Annotated in this window: 20 protein-coding genes and 1 riboswitch; of the genes, 14 read left to right on the top strand and 6 right to left on the bottom strand. The window is 34.5% G+C overall.

Annotation, left to right across the window (positions count from 1 at the left end; all coding sequences use genetic code 11):
• The first annotated feature begins 28 nt into the window (after positions 1 to 28).
• Entirely contained in the window at positions 29 to 181 is a 153-nt protein-coding gene (locus BR72_RS26810; protein ID WP_035435455.1) for a hypothetical protein, read from the top strand.
• A gap of 32 nt (positions 182 to 213) precedes the next feature.
• Here BR72_RS26810 and BR72_RS18620 read toward each other — a convergent pair whose 3' ends face one another.
• Positions 214 to 1,980, bottom strand: coding sequence for a B12-binding domain-containing radical SAM protein (locus tag BR72_RS18620; protein ID WP_035435453.1), 1,767 nt, complete (start codon positions 1,978 to 1,980; stop codon positions 214 to 216).
• A gap of 443 nt (positions 1,981 to 2,423) precedes the next feature.
• Between BR72_RS18620 and BR72_RS18615 the strand changes: the two genes are divergently transcribed.
• Both BR72_RS18615 and cbpA read left to right on the top strand, forming a co-directional pair.
• A complete protein-coding gene (locus BR72_RS18615; protein WP_035435451.1) occupies positions 2,424 to 3,053 on the top strand; it encodes a class II aldolase/adducin family protein in 630 nt (209 codons plus the stop codon).
• A gap of 161 nt (positions 3,054 to 3,214) precedes the next feature.
• Complete coding sequence (gene cbpA / locus BR72_RS18610; RefSeq protein WP_035435450.1) at positions 3,215 to 3,841, top strand: cyclic di-AMP binding protein CbpA; 627 nt, start codon at positions 3,215 to 3,217, stop codon at positions 3,839 to 3,841.
• Between the two features lie 26 nt (positions 3,842 to 3,867).
• Here cbpA and BR72_RS18605 read toward each other — a convergent pair whose 3' ends face one another.
• The gene (locus BR72_RS18605; RefSeq protein WP_035435447.1) at positions 3,868 to 4,641 is read right to left on the bottom strand and encodes a divergent polysaccharide deacetylase family protein; all 774 of its coding nucleotides are present in this window, start codon (positions 4,639 to 4,641) and stop codon (positions 3,868 to 3,870) included.
• A 439-nt stretch (positions 4,642 to 5,080) separates the two neighbouring features.
• Here BR72_RS18605 and BR72_RS18600 point away from each other — a divergent pair, with 439 nt between their 5' ends.
• Positions 5,081 to 5,350, top strand: coding sequence for an aspartyl-phosphate phosphatase Spo0E family protein (locus tag BR72_RS18600; RefSeq protein ID WP_035435446.1), 270 nt, complete (start codon positions 5,081 to 5,083; stop codon positions 5,348 to 5,350).
• Between the two features lie 24 nt (positions 5,351 to 5,374).
• On the opposite strand, the gene BR72_RS18595 is transcribed toward BR72_RS18600, so the two are convergent.
• Positions 5,375 to 6,871: an ATP-binding protein gene (locus BR72_RS18595; protein WP_035435442.1), complete on the bottom strand. Its 1,497-nt coding sequence runs from the start codon at positions 6,869 to 6,871 to the stop codon at positions 5,375 to 5,377.
• Positions 6,872 to 7,020: 149 nt separating this feature from the next.
• Between BR72_RS18595 and BR72_RS18590 the strand changes: the two genes are divergently transcribed.
• The 4 genes from BR72_RS18590 to BR72_RS27185 all read left to right on the top strand — a co-directional run bounded on the left by BR72_RS18590 (position 7,021) and on the right by BR72_RS27185 (position 10,464).
• Positions 7,021 to 7,467: a MarR family winged helix-turn-helix transcriptional regulator gene (locus BR72_RS18590; protein WP_035435440.1), complete on the top strand. Its 447-nt coding sequence runs from the start codon at positions 7,021 to 7,023 to the stop codon at positions 7,465 to 7,467.
• A gap of 382 nt (positions 7,468 to 7,849) precedes the next feature.
• Positions 7,850 to 9,544 carry a M3 family oligoendopeptidase gene (locus tag BR72_RS18585; protein ID WP_035435438.1) on the top strand — a complete coding sequence of 565 codons (1,695 nt, stop codon included), beginning with the start codon at positions 7,850 to 7,852 and terminating at the stop codon, positions 9,542 to 9,544.
• A 141-nt stretch (positions 9,545 to 9,685) separates the two neighbouring features.
• On the top strand, positions 9,686 to 10,219 hold the full coding sequence (locus BR72_RS18580) for a DinB family protein (protein WP_035435436.1): 534 nt from the start codon (positions 9,686 to 9,688) through the stop codon (positions 10,217 to 10,219).
• A gap of 128 nt (positions 10,220 to 10,347) precedes the next feature.
• Positions 10,348 to 10,464 carry a DUF6254 family protein gene (locus BR72_RS27185; protein WP_035435434.1) on the top strand — a complete coding sequence of 39 codons (117 nt, stop codon included), beginning with the start codon at positions 10,348 to 10,350 and terminating at the stop codon, positions 10,462 to 10,464.
• Positions 10,465 to 10,474: 10 nt separating this feature from the next.
• On the opposite strand, the gene BR72_RS18570 is transcribed toward BR72_RS27185, so the two are convergent.
• The gene (locus BR72_RS18570; RefSeq protein WP_035435646.1) at positions 10,475 to 11,683 is read right to left on the bottom strand and encodes an ATP-binding protein; all 1,209 of its coding nucleotides are present in this window, start codon (positions 11,681 to 11,683) and stop codon (positions 10,475 to 10,477) included.
• 234 nt (positions 11,684 to 11,917) lie between these two features.
• A riboswitch (PreQ1 riboswitch) is annotated at positions 11,918 to 11,961 on the top strand.
• 96 nt (positions 11,962 to 12,057) lie between these two features.
• On the opposite strand from BR72_RS18570, the gene queC reads away from it, so the two are divergent.
• The 4 genes from queC to queF are packed head-to-tail and all read left to right on the top strand — an operon-like array spanning position 12,058 to position 14,439.
• Positions 12,058 to 12,720: a 7-cyano-7-deazaguanine synthase QueC gene (queC, locus tag BR72_RS18565; RefSeq protein WP_035435431.1), complete on the top strand. Its 663-nt coding sequence runs from the start codon at positions 12,058 to 12,060 to the stop codon at positions 12,718 to 12,720.
• Positions 12,720 to 13,214: a 6-carboxytetrahydropterin synthase QueD gene (queD, locus tag BR72_RS18560; RefSeq protein ID WP_035435428.1), complete on the top strand. Its 495-nt coding sequence runs from the start codon at positions 12,720 to 12,722 to the stop codon at positions 13,212 to 13,214. Before queC ends, queD begins: the two co-directional genes overlap by 1 nt.
• Positions 13,207 to 13,923, top strand: coding sequence for a 7-carboxy-7-deazaguanine synthase QueE (queE, locus tag BR72_RS18555; RefSeq protein ID WP_035435426.1), 717 nt, complete (start codon positions 13,207 to 13,209; stop codon positions 13,921 to 13,923). Before queD ends, queE begins: the two co-directional genes overlap by 8 nt.
• A gap of 18 nt (positions 13,924 to 13,941) precedes the next feature.
• Positions 13,942 to 14,439, top strand: a complete 498-nt coding sequence (gene queF / locus BR72_RS18550; protein ID WP_035435424.1) for a preQ(1) synthase — start codon at positions 13,942 to 13,944, stop codon at positions 14,437 to 14,439.
• 35 nt (positions 14,440 to 14,474) lie between these two features.
• On the opposite strand, the gene BR72_RS18545 is transcribed toward queF, so the two are convergent.
• Positions 14,475 to 14,660, bottom strand: coding sequence for a YkvS family protein (locus tag BR72_RS18545; RefSeq protein WP_035435422.1), 186 nt, complete (start codon positions 14,658 to 14,660; stop codon positions 14,475 to 14,477).
• 209 nt (positions 14,661 to 14,869) lie between these two features.
• Between BR72_RS18545 and BR72_RS26805 the strand changes: the two genes are divergently transcribed.
• Positions 14,870 to 15,028 (top strand): hypothetical protein, encoded by a 159-nt coding sequence (locus BR72_RS26805; RefSeq protein ID WP_035435420.1) that lies wholly within the window; start codon positions 14,870 to 14,872, stop codon positions 15,026 to 15,028.
• A gap of 228 nt (positions 15,029 to 15,256) precedes the next feature.
• Entirely contained in the window at positions 15,257 to 15,856 is a 600-nt protein-coding gene (locus BR72_RS18535) for a hypothetical protein (RefSeq protein ID WP_035435418.1), read from the top strand.
• 62 nt (positions 15,857 to 15,918) lie between these two features.
• On the opposite strand, the gene BR72_RS18530 is transcribed toward BR72_RS18535, so the two are convergent.
• Positions 15,919 to 16,476, bottom strand: coding sequence for a GNAT family N-acetyltransferase (locus tag BR72_RS18530; protein WP_035435416.1), 558 nt, complete (start codon positions 16,474 to 16,476; stop codon positions 15,919 to 15,921).
• Positions 16,477 to 16,488 lie beyond the last annotated feature (12 nt).

The raw sequence follows: 16,488 nt of genomic DNA, 5'->3' as shown, positions 1-16,488 counted from the left end.
TTATAGAAAGAATTAAGGGGTGTTTCGTATGGTAAAACGAAAGGTGAGTCGTAACGCAGCTGCAAAGAACAATCAAACGCCAAAAGAAAGTTTGCCGGATGCGGAATTTGCAGTTGAGTATGAAAATGAAAATGTTGCAAAATATGCAAATCGTAATTCAAAAAAAGGCAAGAAAAAATGAGGCGTTTTTACAAACGTCTCATTTTTTTATCCTTATATTAATGTTGATAATTCGCTGACACGAGCTGCGAATAACTCACATTGTGTCGTTTTCGGATTGTAGTAAGCGACAAGGAAAGAAGGATTTGAAATCATTTCACCGTGCTTTATGTAATGGTGGTAATCAAATGGTATTTGCTCTACAATCGTGTGTTTATATAGGTCCTTTTCTGTCAATTGAAGAGAAACAAATTGGTCTCCTAGAATGTTTGGATGCTCTAGAATTCCTTTATAGTAAGCATTTACCTCTTCTTTTGTCCTTTGTTCTGTTGTCCATGATTTACGTGGGCGATATTTATGATTATGTAAATAATCGATTGTCATTAACCCTTTAATGATATGGAGCTTATCAGTTTTTCTTGATTGTAGAAACTGATACAGACGCTGGAATAAATCTTCTAGTTGGTGTCCGATTCGTATCCATCCTTGTGTATCCCAATAAGAGCCAAACTCTTGGAAGAAGTCAAAAGGTGTTTCGAATGCGTGTGATACGATATATGACACCGTGTTGTCCATACGATGAGCATTCCAATATTTTTCTAATACATCTTCAACTTGTTTAATTCGAATAATATCATCGAATGATAGGACATTATTTCCAAGCATTTCATATGGTGCATTTTCCATGTATATATATTGATGATCATCCGCTCGAAGACGAAGACCTGTACCACGCAGCAATTTTAAAAAGCCAAGTTGTAATTCTTCTGGTCCTAAAGCAAAGACATCATTAAATGTTTTTCGGAAGGATTGATAATCTTCTTCAGGAAGTCCGGCAATTAAGTCTAGGTGCTGTGCGATTTTTTGTCCATCGCGAACCATTGTAACTGTTCTTGTCAATTTTTCGAAGTTTTGACGTCGTTTTACAAGGTCGTTTGTTTGATCATTTGTAGATTGTACACCAATCTCAAAACGGAACAAACCTGGAGGAGCATGTGTATTTAAAAATTCAATGACCTCAGGCCTCATAATATCGGCTGTAATTTCAAATTGAAATACGGTTCCATCTACGTGTTCATCAATTAAAAATTGAAACATTTCCATTGCGTAGCTACGGCTAATGTTAAAAGTACGATCGACGAATTTAATAATGCGTGCACCATTTTGCATTAAATAGCGAATATCTTCTTTAATACGTTCACGATCGAAGTAACGGACGCCGACCTCAATAGAAGATAAACAAAATTGACAGCTAAACGGACAACCACGGCTCGTCTCGATATAGGTAATACGTTTATTTAAATGTGGGATATCTTCTGGAAAACGATATGGAGATGGCAATTCTTTTAAATTTAATTTCTCATGCTGTGGTTTGATTACATAGGTGCCATCATCTTTTATGAATCCAATACCGTCAAGGTTTTCAAATTGTTGTGAACCTTGTATTTCAAATAGAAGGTTTTTTACAGCAAGTTCTCCTTCACCGACAATAATAAAATCGATTTCAGGAACACGTTTTAGCCATTGAGGCACATCGTATGTAACTTCTGGACCACCAACAAAAATAATCAGATTTGGATTAATCTTTTTAAGCATTTGAATGACTTCAATTGTTTCTTCTATGTTCCAAATGTAGCAGCTAAAGCCTATTACATCAGGTTTTCGCCTATGTAAATCTGTAACAATATTCATGGCAGGATCGTTAATCGTATATTCAGCCATCTCTAAATCAAATTCTGGCTGGGCATATGCTTTAATATAACGAATTGCTAGATTGGTATGAATGTACTTTGCGTTTAACGTACTAATAATAATGTTCATCTTTTAACCCTCAACTTTAATTTTAAATTACATTGTTTAGTATAGGCATATATACGAAAAAAAAACAACATTCACTAGAACTTGAATTTACATAAAAAAGGACACTTTTTCCCGTACTGCTCATATAATTTACCAATAGAAAAAAAGTTGGCTGAAGGAAAGAAGGGACAGAGGTGAAGAAAAGAGTGAGTGAGAAGATAATTATATATGCATATATACTGCGAAAATTACGGATTATTAGTGAGAAAGAGAAGAATGCTATGCTACAAATTACGATGAATAAAAGAGCTCTATAATAAGGGCTCTTTTTATTTTTAGGGAACATGGCGAAAGCATATTGACAAAACTGTCTTCTCATGTGATAATTCAATTAAATTTTTCGAATTATCAAAAAATATTACTTTTTACATAGAAATAGAAGATAACAATACGGGGGTGACAATGTGTTATTGTTTTTGAAAAAATGGAAAGAATTACGGGATATTAAGATGGAATTGGCTCTTCGTGACTGGTTTTATGGGACAAAAATTAGTTTATCAATGCGCACGTCACATGATCCGCTTACGTTTTTGGTTAATATAGAAGGGAAAGATAAAGGGTTATTTGTGGAAGATGATTTTATTGTAGTTAACAGTACATGTGAACCGGTATTTGCAATTGATGAGAAACCGGCTTCTGAATCATTTATGCACGCAGATATTTATAAAAAAAGCCAGGCGGAATGTATTCTACAAGTACAAACAGTTGATAGTCACTTAATGTCAGAGTTATATGGAAAAGCAGGGGAAGTAACGTTTGAACAGAGAAATGTAGAACGTGTTTTTGGGAAAGAAGGGATTACAAGTATTACAATTCCAATCGTAGAAGATGAAAGTAAATTTGCGAATTTGTTAGAAGAGACTGTGCCTTGCTTTACAAAAGGAGGCGGAGCAGTTCTTGTTCACAATTACGGATTAATTGTTTGGGGAACAACGCCAGAAGAAACAAAAAAATGGTTGGAGGGATTAGAGTACTTAATGAATTATCATGTAAAATTGTTAATGATTAAAGGAAAGAAAAGTTCGGTGATGTAATCGATAGGCCTCTTTAGGTAGAAGTACCTAAAGAGAATTGGAATCAGTTAGGAAGTAACCCTAAAAAAATGAAAGCGTTTTACTTTTGAAGTTTTATTCATAAAATACGGCTCTCCTTATTATATATAGATTACATGTCATCATGTGGGGAGGAACGTATTTTGCGAGTTAAATATCATTTTCTTCTGAAGCAACAAGTTGTCAATTGCTTCGAAAATGAAGAGGCAGGGCGAGCTTTAGAGATAATGAATCGCAGTGGATATAGAGCGATTCCTGTTTTAGCAGAGAACGGTAAGACATTTAAAGGTATTATTTATAAAGTGGATGTGTTAGAGAATAAATATAAGGAGCATGAAGAAAGAAAAGAAAGTGTTTCTGAGCTAATGAAAAATGAGCAGGCTTTTATTTTTGAACGGGATTCTTTCTTTAGAGCTTTTTATACCATTCGTAGATTGCCATTTTTAGCTGTACTAAATGATTATCATGAATTTATAGGTATTTTAACGCATTCTAATATTTTTGATGTGATTGAGGACTCATTTGGAATGAATACAGGTGGGTATATATTGACATTAGCGACGCATGAATCGAAAGGAATCATTAAAGAGCTAGGCACATTGTTAAAGGTGTATAATATTGGAGGATTATTCACGTTAGATAATGGTGATCAATATATTAGACGTCTTATTGTTAACATTACGGATGATTTGAATCAAAAAGAGTTAGAAACGTTAGTGGCGAAGCTAGAGAAAAAAGGTTTTCGAGTTAGTCATGTAGACCGTATTTAGAAATAGAGGGAGGCGAAAGCCTCTCTCTATTTTTGTGAAGAGACAGGTGGAATTGGCGATACAAGATCAGATAAGAAGATAAAATCGGCCTTTTCTTGAATTTTAGGAATATAAGATTTAATGACAGAAGATGTAATTTCTCCTGGAGGCCCAACGTGACCAATCGCTACCATAACAGGTTCAGTTCTTACTTTTTGTAAGAGAATATTGGCTTGTTTCGTTACGTGAGCTGAAGTATATAAATCATCAAAAAATAGTTTATTTTCGGCAATAGGAACGCCGATCTCTTCGCCAATTTTTTTTACAACGCTGTGTGGACTAGTTTTACTATCTAAGTAAAATAGACCATGCTCTTTACAAACGGATAGTATAATGCGCATTACTCTTTCATCAGCAGTTACTTTTGACCCCATATGATTGTTCATTCCAATTGCGAATGGAACTTCTTTAATTGCCTGTTTGATACGACTTTTAATTTCAGCATCACTTAAATCGGTTGTAATTGCATTTGGGCCAAGCCACTCTTTTTTTCCTTTTACCGGTTCCATTGGCATATGAATAATAACTTCGTGTCCTTTTTGATGAGCAGACGCCGCGTCTTGTTTTGTAGATGGAAGAAATGGCATAACTGCGACAGTTAACGGGATAGGCAGTGATAACATTTTTTCCGTTCCTTTCATATTATTTCCAAAGTCATCAATGACAATCGCTACTTTATTTGTGTGAGCAGACGCTGGTACAGAAAAAGTTACGATTGGCAGTAGTGCGGTAAGGAAAAAAATAATTATATATTTTCGCATGTACAATTCTCCCTTCGTATAATACAAAGCATCCATAATAAAGTGAAACTTTAATCAGTGGGGGCTTTCATCGCCTGATGATTAGTTGAACCAATTGAGATCGTTGGTGCGGTGTAACTGCTAATTTACTGTTATCGTTTACGTTTTGAATGAATTTAAACGCACAAAATGTCGAAAATAAAATTGTAAAAAGCAGAAATTCTCCGTTTGATAGGGATTTTCATTAAAATAATATAAAAAAAATGTCTATTATTGCGAATGTATTTACAAAGATAGAATAATTTGTAATAATTCTCAAGGTGAGGATAAAGATTTGTAAATTATAGGGAGAAAATGTTAAATTTTCTGAACGTTTGTACTTAATAAGGAGAGAAACAGAAAGTTTCATTCTTAATAAGGATGGAATACAAATTATGAAAGGATATCGAGGGGGATATACATGTTTGTAGTAAAAAGAAAATCTACAATGGACAAGCTTTTGTATGATATTCATGTGAAGCGCGAAGAAATGATTCATTTAGGACTTACAAGTGGATTTAATAGCTTGGAGACAATTCAAGTAAGTCAAGAATTGGACGCGCTTATTGTGAAATATCAGCGTTACAAAGAGAAGAAGGTATCAAAATGGTTTTTAATGATAAAAACATTACTTTTCAAAGTGACGTACAATGAGAAATCGCATGCAATTTGGACAACATTTATAAAGTAATCATCCCATGAAGAAAAGGGATGATTACCGTGAATAGAGCGGGAGTAGAATGTATACTGTTGTTCCAATATTTTCTGTACTTTCAATCGTAATTTGACCATTATAAATTTCAATGATTCTTTTGCATACGACAAGGCCTAGTCCCGTTCCTGTATCTTTATTTGTGAAAAACGGATGGAAAATTTGTTTTTGAATGTGTTTAGGAATTCCTTTTCCAGTGTCTTTAATTTGTAATTGTGCTGTATTTTCACTTGCATCAATTGTAATTGTCAATGAATCTCCTAATGACATTGCTTCAAAAGAATTTTTTGTAATATTTAAAATAATTTGTTTAATATGATCGTTTGAACAACGTATCGGAATTGAATGTTCAGGCATACGTATGGAAAGTTCAACGTTATGTAAATTTGCCTCTGATTGAATAATTAACGAAACTTCTTTTACAATGTCTCTTAAATCGTATGTTTTTTCAATAATAGCAGTTGGTTTCCCAAGAATAAGGAACTCACTGACAATCTCATTAATCCTTTCAATTTCCTTCTCAATAACAGAAAAATAAAATTGGTCTTTTTCATTTGTATGTGTTTCTTTTAAAAGAGTAATGAGCCCGTTAATACCTGTAAGAGGATTGCGGATTTCGTGAGCTGTACTTGCAGCGAAAGAACCAACTAATTCTAGTTTTTGTAATTCATTTTGCTTTCTCTCTAATTTTGTTTGTCTTTTTAGAAGAATGTATTTTATAACTAAAAATAAAATAGTCATAAGAAATAATGTTATTAAACTTTCCGTAAATACGTTACGATATAAAATGGTTTCTTTAATAGGTAATGGATAAATAGCAACGCTCCACGGTAATCTTGTTAATGGAATAGTCATTTGTTTTGTTTGTCTTAGGGCAAAATTTGGATTATTATCGTGTAAAAATGTAACGCCATACTTATCCAGTACTTCAAAGTGATATTTTGGTTTAATCGCATTTAAAGACGTTGCAATATAGTCAAACCGTAGGGTTGCTAATAGCAGCCCGGAAACATCTTTGTTTTTATTGAAAACAGGAGTGGAAATCACAATCACTTTATGGCCAGAAGCACGATCTGTAATTGCAGATGAAACCGTTGTCTGTTTATTGTTCAAAGTTTCAGTTGCGTAAGAACGATCAGTAATATCGATAGGAACTTTTAATCCCGATGATGATAATGAAACTTTCAAATCCGTATGAGCATAATACAGGCCATCAAATCGTTCAACGGTTCCATCTGTACTATGGAGAACTTGTTGTATTTCAGTATCGTTTTGTGCTTTTGTGCTAATAACTAACGCAAGCATTTCTAATGCAGAGGTTGCTTCACCTAGATAACGATCTAAGTAGTCTCTATATAAAAAGACGGCGGAATGAGCTGCTTGTTTATTTTCTTTTTCCAATGTATATTTTTCGTACAAAAACAAGAGAGAACTAATACAAAGGGTTGGCAATATAACAAGCAAAATATATATAAATGTGTTGCGGAGTTTTACGTTCAAAATGCTTCTCCTTTTGTTTTTATATTTATTATATAAAAACATTCTGAAATGTGTAGTGTTTTTGTAGCTTTTTGTTGTAATATGTTGAAGCGGGCAGTGTTTTTTATAATCTTTATTTGAAAAGAAATTTAGTAAAGGATGGAAGTGTTATGACATCTCAGTATGAAAGAGAAGATGTTTCTAAATCGTTAAAACTATTTATTGCTTTATCACGTGTGCACCGCTCTGTAATGGATACTGCCAATAAGTCTATTCAAAGCAATGGATTAAATCCAACCGAGTTTGCTGTACTAGAACTGTTATACCATAAGGGAACTCAACCATTGCAGCAAATTGGAGAAAGGATTTTAATTGCAAGTGGTAGTATTACATATGTTATTGATAAACTAGAGAAAAAAGGACTTGTTGAGCGAAAGCCTAGCCAAAATGACCGTCGTGTTATTTACGCTTATTTAACGGAACGAGGGATACAATTAATTTCTAATATCTTTCCGAATCATGAGGAAGTCATACATGATTCATTACATATGTTATCAAATGATGAAAAAGATCAACTCATAGCTTTGTTAAAAAAGATAGGGAAATATGAGAAATAATAAAAAACTTTGAACTATTCATTCAAAGTTTTTTGTTATTTCTGTGACTGCAGGCGGTAACTATATAAATGCAAATTGAAAAAACGACATAAAAACCCTCTTTCTTTTGAGGTGGGCGAGAGCGTTTGCCCATGCATAAAAGCGGTCAGGGCTTATTTTTGCCACATGCGAGTGCAGGTCAAGCGATCTATGTGCCGGAAAATCAAAATGGATTTCTATAGATTAAGATGTAGAGTGAATAAAGAAAGAATTTAGTACGTACTGATGTAAGGGTATCTATAAGAATAAGTAGAGTGAAAATTCCCAATGAATAAAGGGAATTTACGAAATATATGGAATTATAGTAAGGGAATGTTTTTTAGAAAAGAAAGGGGCTATTTCTATGTCATTTGAGAATTATGAATACAAACGTCCAAATATGGATGAAGTGAAGGATAAGTTTACAGCGACTTTACAAGAGTTTAAGAATGCTAAAACAATGGAAGAACAAAAAGAAGTAATTGCACAGATTAATGAGATTCGCAATGACTTTAGCACGATGTATAACGTATGTTACATTCGTCATAGTGTCGATACGACGGATGAATTTTATAAAGAAGAACAAGATTTCTTTGATGAATATTCACCAATTGTGAAAGGGTATGTGACAAAGTATTACGAGGCATTAACACAATCGCCATTTCGTAAACAATTAGAAGAATATTATGGTATACAGTTATTTGCACTCGCAGAGGCTGAAATGAAAACATACTCTGATGAAGTAGTAGCAGATTTACAGTTAGAGAACAAGTTGTCTTCTGGGTACACACAGTTATTGGCGGCAGCTAAAATTGTGTTTGAAGGAGAAGAACGAACACTATCACAACTTGTTCCGTTTATGGAGAACAGAGATCGTAATATGCGTAAACAAGCAAGTGAAGCATATTATGGATATTTAGCAGAGCATGAAGAAGAGTTAGATCGTATTTATGATGAACTTGTAAAGGTAAGAACGACAATTGCAAAGAAACTTGGTTTTAATAATTTTGTCGAGCTTGGATATGCAAGAATGTATCGTACGGACTATAATGCAGAGATGGTTGCAAACTTCCGTAAACAAGTACTTGATTATATTGTACCTGTTGCAACTGAACTTAGACAAAAGCAACAGGCTCGTATTGGAGTAGAAAAGCTTGCTTATTATGATGAGAACTTTGAATATCCATCTGGTAATGCAGTGCCAAAAGGTGATGCGGACTGGATTGTAAATCATGGTAAAACAATGTATAAAGAATTGTCAGAAGAGACAAATACATTTTTCAATTTCATGTTAGAAAATAATTTACTAGATCTTGTTGCGAAAAAAGGAAAAGCTGGCGGAGGCTATTGTACATATATTGAAAACTATAAAGCGCCGTTTATTTTCTCAAACTTTAACGGAACATCCGGTGACATTGATGTGTTAACACATGAAGCGGGACATGCTTTCCAAGTGTATGAAAGCCGCCATTATGAAATTCCAGAATATAACTGGCCAACATATGAAGCGTGTGAAATTCATTCTATGAGTATGGAATTTTTCACATGGCCATGGATGAAATTATTTTTTGAGGAAGATGTAGAGAAATATTATTTCTCACATTTAAGTTCAGCGTTGCTATTTTTACCATATGGTGTATCTGTTGATGAATTCCAGCATTTTGTATATGAACATCCAGAAGCATCACCAGCTGAGCGGAAAGAAGCGTGGCGTAATATTGAAAGAAAGTACTTACCACATCGTGATTACGAAGAGAATGATTATTTAGAGCGCGGCGGCTTTTGGCAACGCCAAGCACATATTTATAATTCACCATTTTATTACATTGATTATACGTTAGCACAAATTTGTGCATTCCAATTTTGGAAGCGTTCTAGAGAGAATCGTCAAGAGGCATGGGATGATTACGTTCATCTTTGTCGTCAAGGTGGTAGTAAATCATTCTTACAATTAGTTGATGTAGCAAATTTAACATCACCATTTGCAGATGGGTGTGTGAAAGGTGTTATCGATGAAATTCATACTTGGTTAAACGGAGTAGATGACACAGAATTGTAAAAATATTCACTATTTTTTATAGATTTACAATCGACAAAAATTGGGAAAAATGAGATAATAAAAGAAAATTTAGAATAATTAAGTGAGAGGTGTTTCTGAAATAGAAGCGCCTCTTTTTAACAAAATAAGGGGGGATAAATTATGATGCAATCTTATGCAAATATGAATATGGAAACGTTGTTACGTGGAATGGCATCTACGAGACAAATGATTTTATCAGAAATTGAAATGTTAAGCGATACAGAAATTAATATGAAACCACGCCGTGATAAATGGAGCATTATGCAAGTGTTACATCACCTTCACCTTGTTGAACAATCCGTTACATCTGCTATAGTATATGGACTTCATAAAACTGAAAGAAAAGTTGTTCCGCCAAAAGACCTTCAAGTTACACTCGATCGAACAAGAAAGAGAGAAGCCCCTCAACAAATGCAACCAACAGAAACATTAATGAAAAAAACACAAATGATACAATTGCTGCAAAGTTCAAGAGAAAAGCTGTTACATGTTCTTCATAGTATTGTAAATGAAAAAGAACTATTCGAAAAATCGCTCAAACATCCTGTACTTGATGAGCTTAATTTATATCAATGGGTGCAATTTTTAGATTTACATGAACAGCGTCATCTAACACAATTAAAAGAAGCGAAACATGCAATTTTACAAAGATAAAGTGAAACTTCCATCAGTTGATTAACTAGCTGATGGATTTTTTATCGTTTTTGTACCACTCAGTATATGTATATTCCTCCTTCATATGTTGGAACATATATAAGGACATCTGAAAAGGAGTTGAAATAATGGGAAATAAAAAACGGGAGCAAGAAAGGCAATGGAAAGCGCGAAAAGAACAGCCGCCGCAGCATGGGAAAGTGAAGGCTTTTGCGGAACTTGTAGAGGAAACGAAAAAAACGTGATGCACCTGCATCACGTTTTTTTCGTTAAGGGGAATGTAAGAAGAAAAGTTGTTCCGATGTTCTTCTTGCTAGAGATGTCAATCTTTCCGTTCATTGCTTTTATAATACTAAAGACAACCATCATTCCAAGACCTGTTCCCTTTTCTTTTGTAGAATAGAAAGGTGAACCAAGGCGTTTTACTTGTTCGGCGTCCATACCGATTCCTGTATCTTGAATATGTAATTGGATGTGTTTATTAGCAGGTGTTACAGTAACTGTAAGGTCCCCGCCATTTGGCATTGCTTCAATACAGTTTTTTATAATGTTTAAAAGGCATTGATTGAGCTTTTGTTTTTCTCCCATTATATAAAATGTTTTACTTTGTTTCGTATAATGTATACAAACGTTAGAAAGGTTTGCTAATGGAGTCATGAGCGTAATTGCATGAAGTAATTCTTCTTCCAACTGTAATATTTGGACTTTTTCAATACTTGGTTTTGCAAATGTTAAGTAGTCTGTTAATACATGGTTTGCTTGATCAATACCGCGCATAGCGATGTCTAAATATAACAGTTTTTCTTGTTCTGAATGGCTTTTTGATTGTAGCAATTGAAGAAATCCTCTTGTTGATGTAAGTGGATTTCGAATTTCATGTGAAATAGAAGCAGCCATTTCACCGATGAGTTGAAATTTTTCGGCGTTCACAAGTTCTTTTGCAAAACGGACTTGTGATTGTAAAACGTCCATTAAGTATAAAATTAAGATCGTTCCTATAATTGTGCATAACTCATATATAATAAAATAAGATGTATAGTCCTTTGGGTTTGGAACGATAGATAGAAAATAGGGAATCCAGCCAATACCGTAAATAAGGCTGTAGAAAAAAGCTAAATACATTTTTGTTTTGATTTTCCCTTTTATATATATTTTGTATGTAGTAAAGAGAAAAATGTACAAAATAATAGAGGCAATAAGTGAAGGTATGAAGCCGCTGCCGCCAATAAAAAAACGATAAAGGTTCATAACACCTAAAATGGCACCGCCTGCTATTGGTCCTCCCGATAATGTTCCGACAACGAGCACGATATGTCGGAAGTCAAATTGAAAACCGTAATCAACTTTTGCAGCAAATGACATACAAACAATAGTGATAATGCTGCAGGAGAGAATAAATACAAACGAATTGAGCTTTGGAGAGCGATTTCCCTTTTCACTCCAAAATGAGTGATAAATTAACATTGTAACTAAAATAAATAATATATTTATGAAGAGGTACATAATAAAAAGCTTCAGGTTAAAAACCTCCTTGTACCGAGAAATAAAAGGTTTGATATATAAAATTATCATACTATTAATATGGAAGAAAATGAAATGTTATTTTTTGAAAAAACAGAAAAAATAGACGTTTTTCACACATCTACTCGGTATGTTACAATGTAATGTGAAAGTTAAAGAAGACAATCCATGCCTAGCATGGGAGAGGTTCGCGAACTCCCTCTATAAAAAACTATGAAGAGAACAATATCCTTTTAGGTATTGTTTTGTTTTTTTTAGTATGACAGTTCAAGAACGCTCTTTCTTCTTGGAATCGAGAATAGAGGAGAATGAGTGAAATGAAAAAGGAAAAAGCAGTTGTTGTTTTTAGTGGTGGTCAAGATAGTACAACATGTTTATTTTGGGCGCTAGAACAGTTTGAAGAAGTAGAAACAGTGACGTTTAATTATAATCAACGTCATAAGCTCGAAATCGACTGTGCGGCAGAAATCGCAAAAGAATTAGGTGTAAAGCATACTGTGCTTGATATGAGTTTGTTAAACCAGCTCGCTCCTAATGCGTTAACGCGTACAGATATGGAAATTACCCATGAAGATGGCGAGTTGCCGTCGACATTTGTGGATGGACGTAACTTATTGTTTTTATCGTTTGCAGCTGTGTTAGCGAAACAAGTAGGGGCACGCCATATTGTAACAGGTGTGTGTGAAACAGACTTTAGCGGCTATCCAGATTGCCGTGATGTGTTTGTGAAATCGCTAAATGTTACACTAAATTTATCGATGGATTATCCATTCGTTATTCATACACCACTTATGTGGATTGATAAAGCTGAAACATGGAAATTGGCAGACGAACTTGGAGCATTTGAATTTGTCCGTGAAAAAACGTTAACGTGCTATAACGGAGTGATTGGTGATGGTTGCGGTGAATGTCCAGCGTGTCAGCTTCGCAGTGCAGGACTTGATAAGTATGTACAAGAGCGTGAAGGAGCGAAAGCATAATGACACAAGACTTCTTTGGATTTCGCATTGTTGAAAATTTACAAAAAATAGATCAGGACATTGAGCGTAAGCAACTAAAGTATCATAATAAGCGTGTTATGGTGAGCAAAGAATTTACATTTGATGCTGCCCATCATTTGCACTGTTATGAAGGGAAATGTAAAAACCTTCATGGCCATACGTATAAAGTAATTTTCGGAATTAGTGGTTATGTCAATGAAATTGGTCTAGCGATTGATTTTGGTGATATAAAGGAAATTTGGAAAAATGAAATTGAAATATATTTAGATCATCGTTACTTAAATGAAACACTTCCAGCTATGAATACAACTGCTGAAAATATGGTTGTATGGATTTTTGAGAAAATGGAAGAGGCGTTAACAAAAGGTGCCAGGCAAAATGAATATAAAGGGGCGCGTGTTGAGTTTGTGCGCCTGTTTGAAACACCAACAAGCTATGCAGAAGTAAGACGGGAGTGGATGATGGGTGAGTAACATTCCTGTGTTAGAGATTTTTGGGCCGACAATTCAAGGAGAAGGAATGGTTGTTGGGCAAAAAACAATGTTTGTTCGCACAGCAGGTTGTGATTATAGCTGTGCCTGGTGTGATTCTGCATTTACATGGGATGGTTCGGCAAAAGAGCAAATTCGTCAAATGTCGCCAGAAGAGATTTTTTCTGAACTAGTGCAAATTGGTGGAGAAAATTTCTCGCATGTAACGATTTCAGGTGGGAATCCTGCCTTGTTAAAGCATTTAGGGGCATTCATTTCGTTATTACAACAAAAGGGGATTCGTACAGCAGTTGAAACGCAAGGAAGTAAGTGGCAAGATTGGTTACTTGCTATAGACGAAGTAACAATTTCGCCAAAACCACCGAGCTCAACAATGATAACGAATTTTGCTATGTTAGATTCTATTATAGATAAGTTAGATGGAAAAAATATAAGCCTAAAAGTAGTTGTATTTGATGATCAAGATTTTGTATACGCAAAAGAAGTGCATGAACGTTATCCGCACGTTCCGTTTTTCTTGCAAGTTGGCAATGATGATACGAAGACGACGGATGATACTTCATTAATTGAGCGTCTTCTTATGAAATATGAGTGGCTTATTGATAAAGCAGTGCAATGTAAGGAAATGAATGATGCGAAAGTATTACCGCAGCTCCACGCTTTAGTGTGGGGGAATAAACGCGGTGTATAAGTGAAGGGAGAATTTTAGATGACTGGAAGAAAAGATGAAGATTTAAAAGATGTAACATTATTAGGAAATCAAAATACAAAATATTTATTTGAATATAGCCCAGAAATTTTAGAGACGTTTGATAATAATCACCCAAATCGCGATTATTTTGTAAAATTTAATTGTCCAGAGTTTACAAGTTTATGCCCAAAAACAGGACAACCAGATTTTGCGACAATTTATATTAGCTATATTCCGGAACAAAAAATGGTAGAGAGTAAATCTTTAAAATTATATTTATTTAGTTTCCGCAACCATGGAGATTTCCATGAAGATTGTATGAATGTCATTATGAATGACTTAATTAAACTAATGGATCCACGCTATATTGAAGTATGGGGCAAATTTACACCACGCGGCGGTATTTCGATTGATCCATATTGTAACTATGGACGCCCTGGTACAAAATATGAAAAAATGGCTGAATATCGTTTAATGAATCATGATTTATATCCAGAAACAGTAGATAATCGTTAAGAAAAGAGGGGGCTTGCCCCCTCTTTTCTAGTGTTCTATGTATGTCGTGTAAGAATTTTATAGTTTTTATGATTTACAACAGTAAGAGGTTCCATATCTAAATTTCTGAAATTATCCATAATTGTTACATCAACGATAACGGAGTTTTTATTTACTTTTTGAACGCGCCCTTGTAAACCGTTTTTAAATTCAATGATATCTCCAGCTTCTGCGATTTTCATAAGCAACTCTCCCTGTTACATTTTTACGAAAAAGAGAACAAGTTTCGTTTTTTGTATTTTTCTTTATTGTGAACGAAATTTCCCATTTTGTAAATGTTTCCATGATATTTTTTTGAAAAAAATCCTAATTTTTCACAATTAATTTATAGTATCAATCTCGTATTTATTGTAAGGTGAATATAGGAGTGTTATGAAACGGAGACGATTATATGGTATTTGAGATTATAGGAAGCTTTATAGCTATTGTGTTGTTTTTATTTGCATATACGAAATTAAAAATGATTCGTGAACATGAAACATACATATACTATGAGGGAGCTGATAGCATTTCTTCTTATTCTAGTCATGAAGATGGAAGTGCTGGATGATATAAGTGTGTTTCTAAATAAATCGACATAAAAACCCTTACTTTTTTTAGGGGGCGAGAGCATCTGGCTATGCATAGCAACGGTCAGGGCCTTCGGCAAGGTTTAAAGCAGCAGGTAGCGGTCATGTTGTATTGTGCGGAGCCGACTGTTTAGGCCCGTCTAGACAAAGATGGCGAAAAATTAAAATGGATATATATGTAGAAAAATGTTGAACGGAGAGTGAGAAAGATGCAAATTTCTTTCATACGTCATGGAAGCTCTAGTGTTCAAAAGAAAGCGATTACAATGCAGGAATTTCAAGTATGGCAGCAAAGATACGAGCATGAAGGTATTGTGGGAGAAATAGAAATTCCACTTGAAACGATAGAAGTGGTAGAATCCTCTAAATTTATCGTTTCAAGTGATCAAAAAATAGCTGTTCAATCAGGGGCGATGTTGACTAGCAGCGTTATGTTTATACAGAATGCCCTTTTTCGCGAAGCTGCTGTTCCTTCAAGTTTACCTGTTCCGAATTGGATAAAGTGTAAACCAGAAGTATGGCTTTTTTTAGGCCGAGCATTTTGGACGGTTGGTTATTCGAAGGATGTTGAATCTTATATAGAAGTACAAAGAAGAGCGAAACAAGCAGCCGATATGTTAGTTGGGTATGCCAATGTATATCAGCGGATTAGCCTTATTGGGCATAGTTATTTTAATACGATGATAGGGAAAGAGTTACGTACGCGGGGCTGGCGTGGACCACTGCAATTTCATAATGAGCCGTTTGGATGTACAATTTATACTTTCCATGAAGTAATGGAAGGGAATGTATTTGTAACATATACATAAAGTAAGATAAGTATCATACTCCATAATAAAACGGCACAATTATGATTAATTGTGCCGTTTTATTATATTTGTTTAATTAAGTGAGCATATGGTTCGCCCACAAGTGAAAGTGTGTTATCTTGTTTATAACCGAGTTTTTTATAAAGAGAAAACGCAGATTTGTTTTCTAAGTTTACTAGTAATGCAATTTTTTCATGCCCCTTTTTTTGAGCATGTGTTTCAGCTGTAGAAATTAATTTTGAACCGATACCTTGTCCGCCATATTTAGAAGAAACAGATAAAGTATCAATATAATATTCATCTTCTTCTGCTTCTTTTTCTAATATAATAGAAGAATCTTGTTTCACATCTCGTAATCGATTTACGATTTTGTTATCTAGTTTCGTTGCGTCACTTCCGTGGTAGGATACAATAATACCAACAGCCTTTCCATCTCGTTCTGCAACAAAACAATTTTCATAACTGAGTCGGTTTTGCTTTTTCGTAAACCAATATTCTAAACCTTCTAGAACTTCCGTTTCGTTTGTGCCGCCTGTCAATTTTTCAGCAATTTCATGAAGTGCGTTGTACAATAAAGGAGAAATTGCTTTAGCATCTGTTTGTTTTGCTTTCCGAATCATGTTACCCCTCCT

It is taken from the genome of Bacillus sp. UNC322MFChir4.1, assembly GCF_000746135.1.
Classification (GTDB): Bacteria; Bacillota; Bacilli; order Bacillales; family Bacillaceae_G; genus Bacillus_A.
The sequence above is the reverse complement of the archived record's forward strand: the minus strand, read 5'-3'. Positions and strand labels throughout refer to the sequence as shown.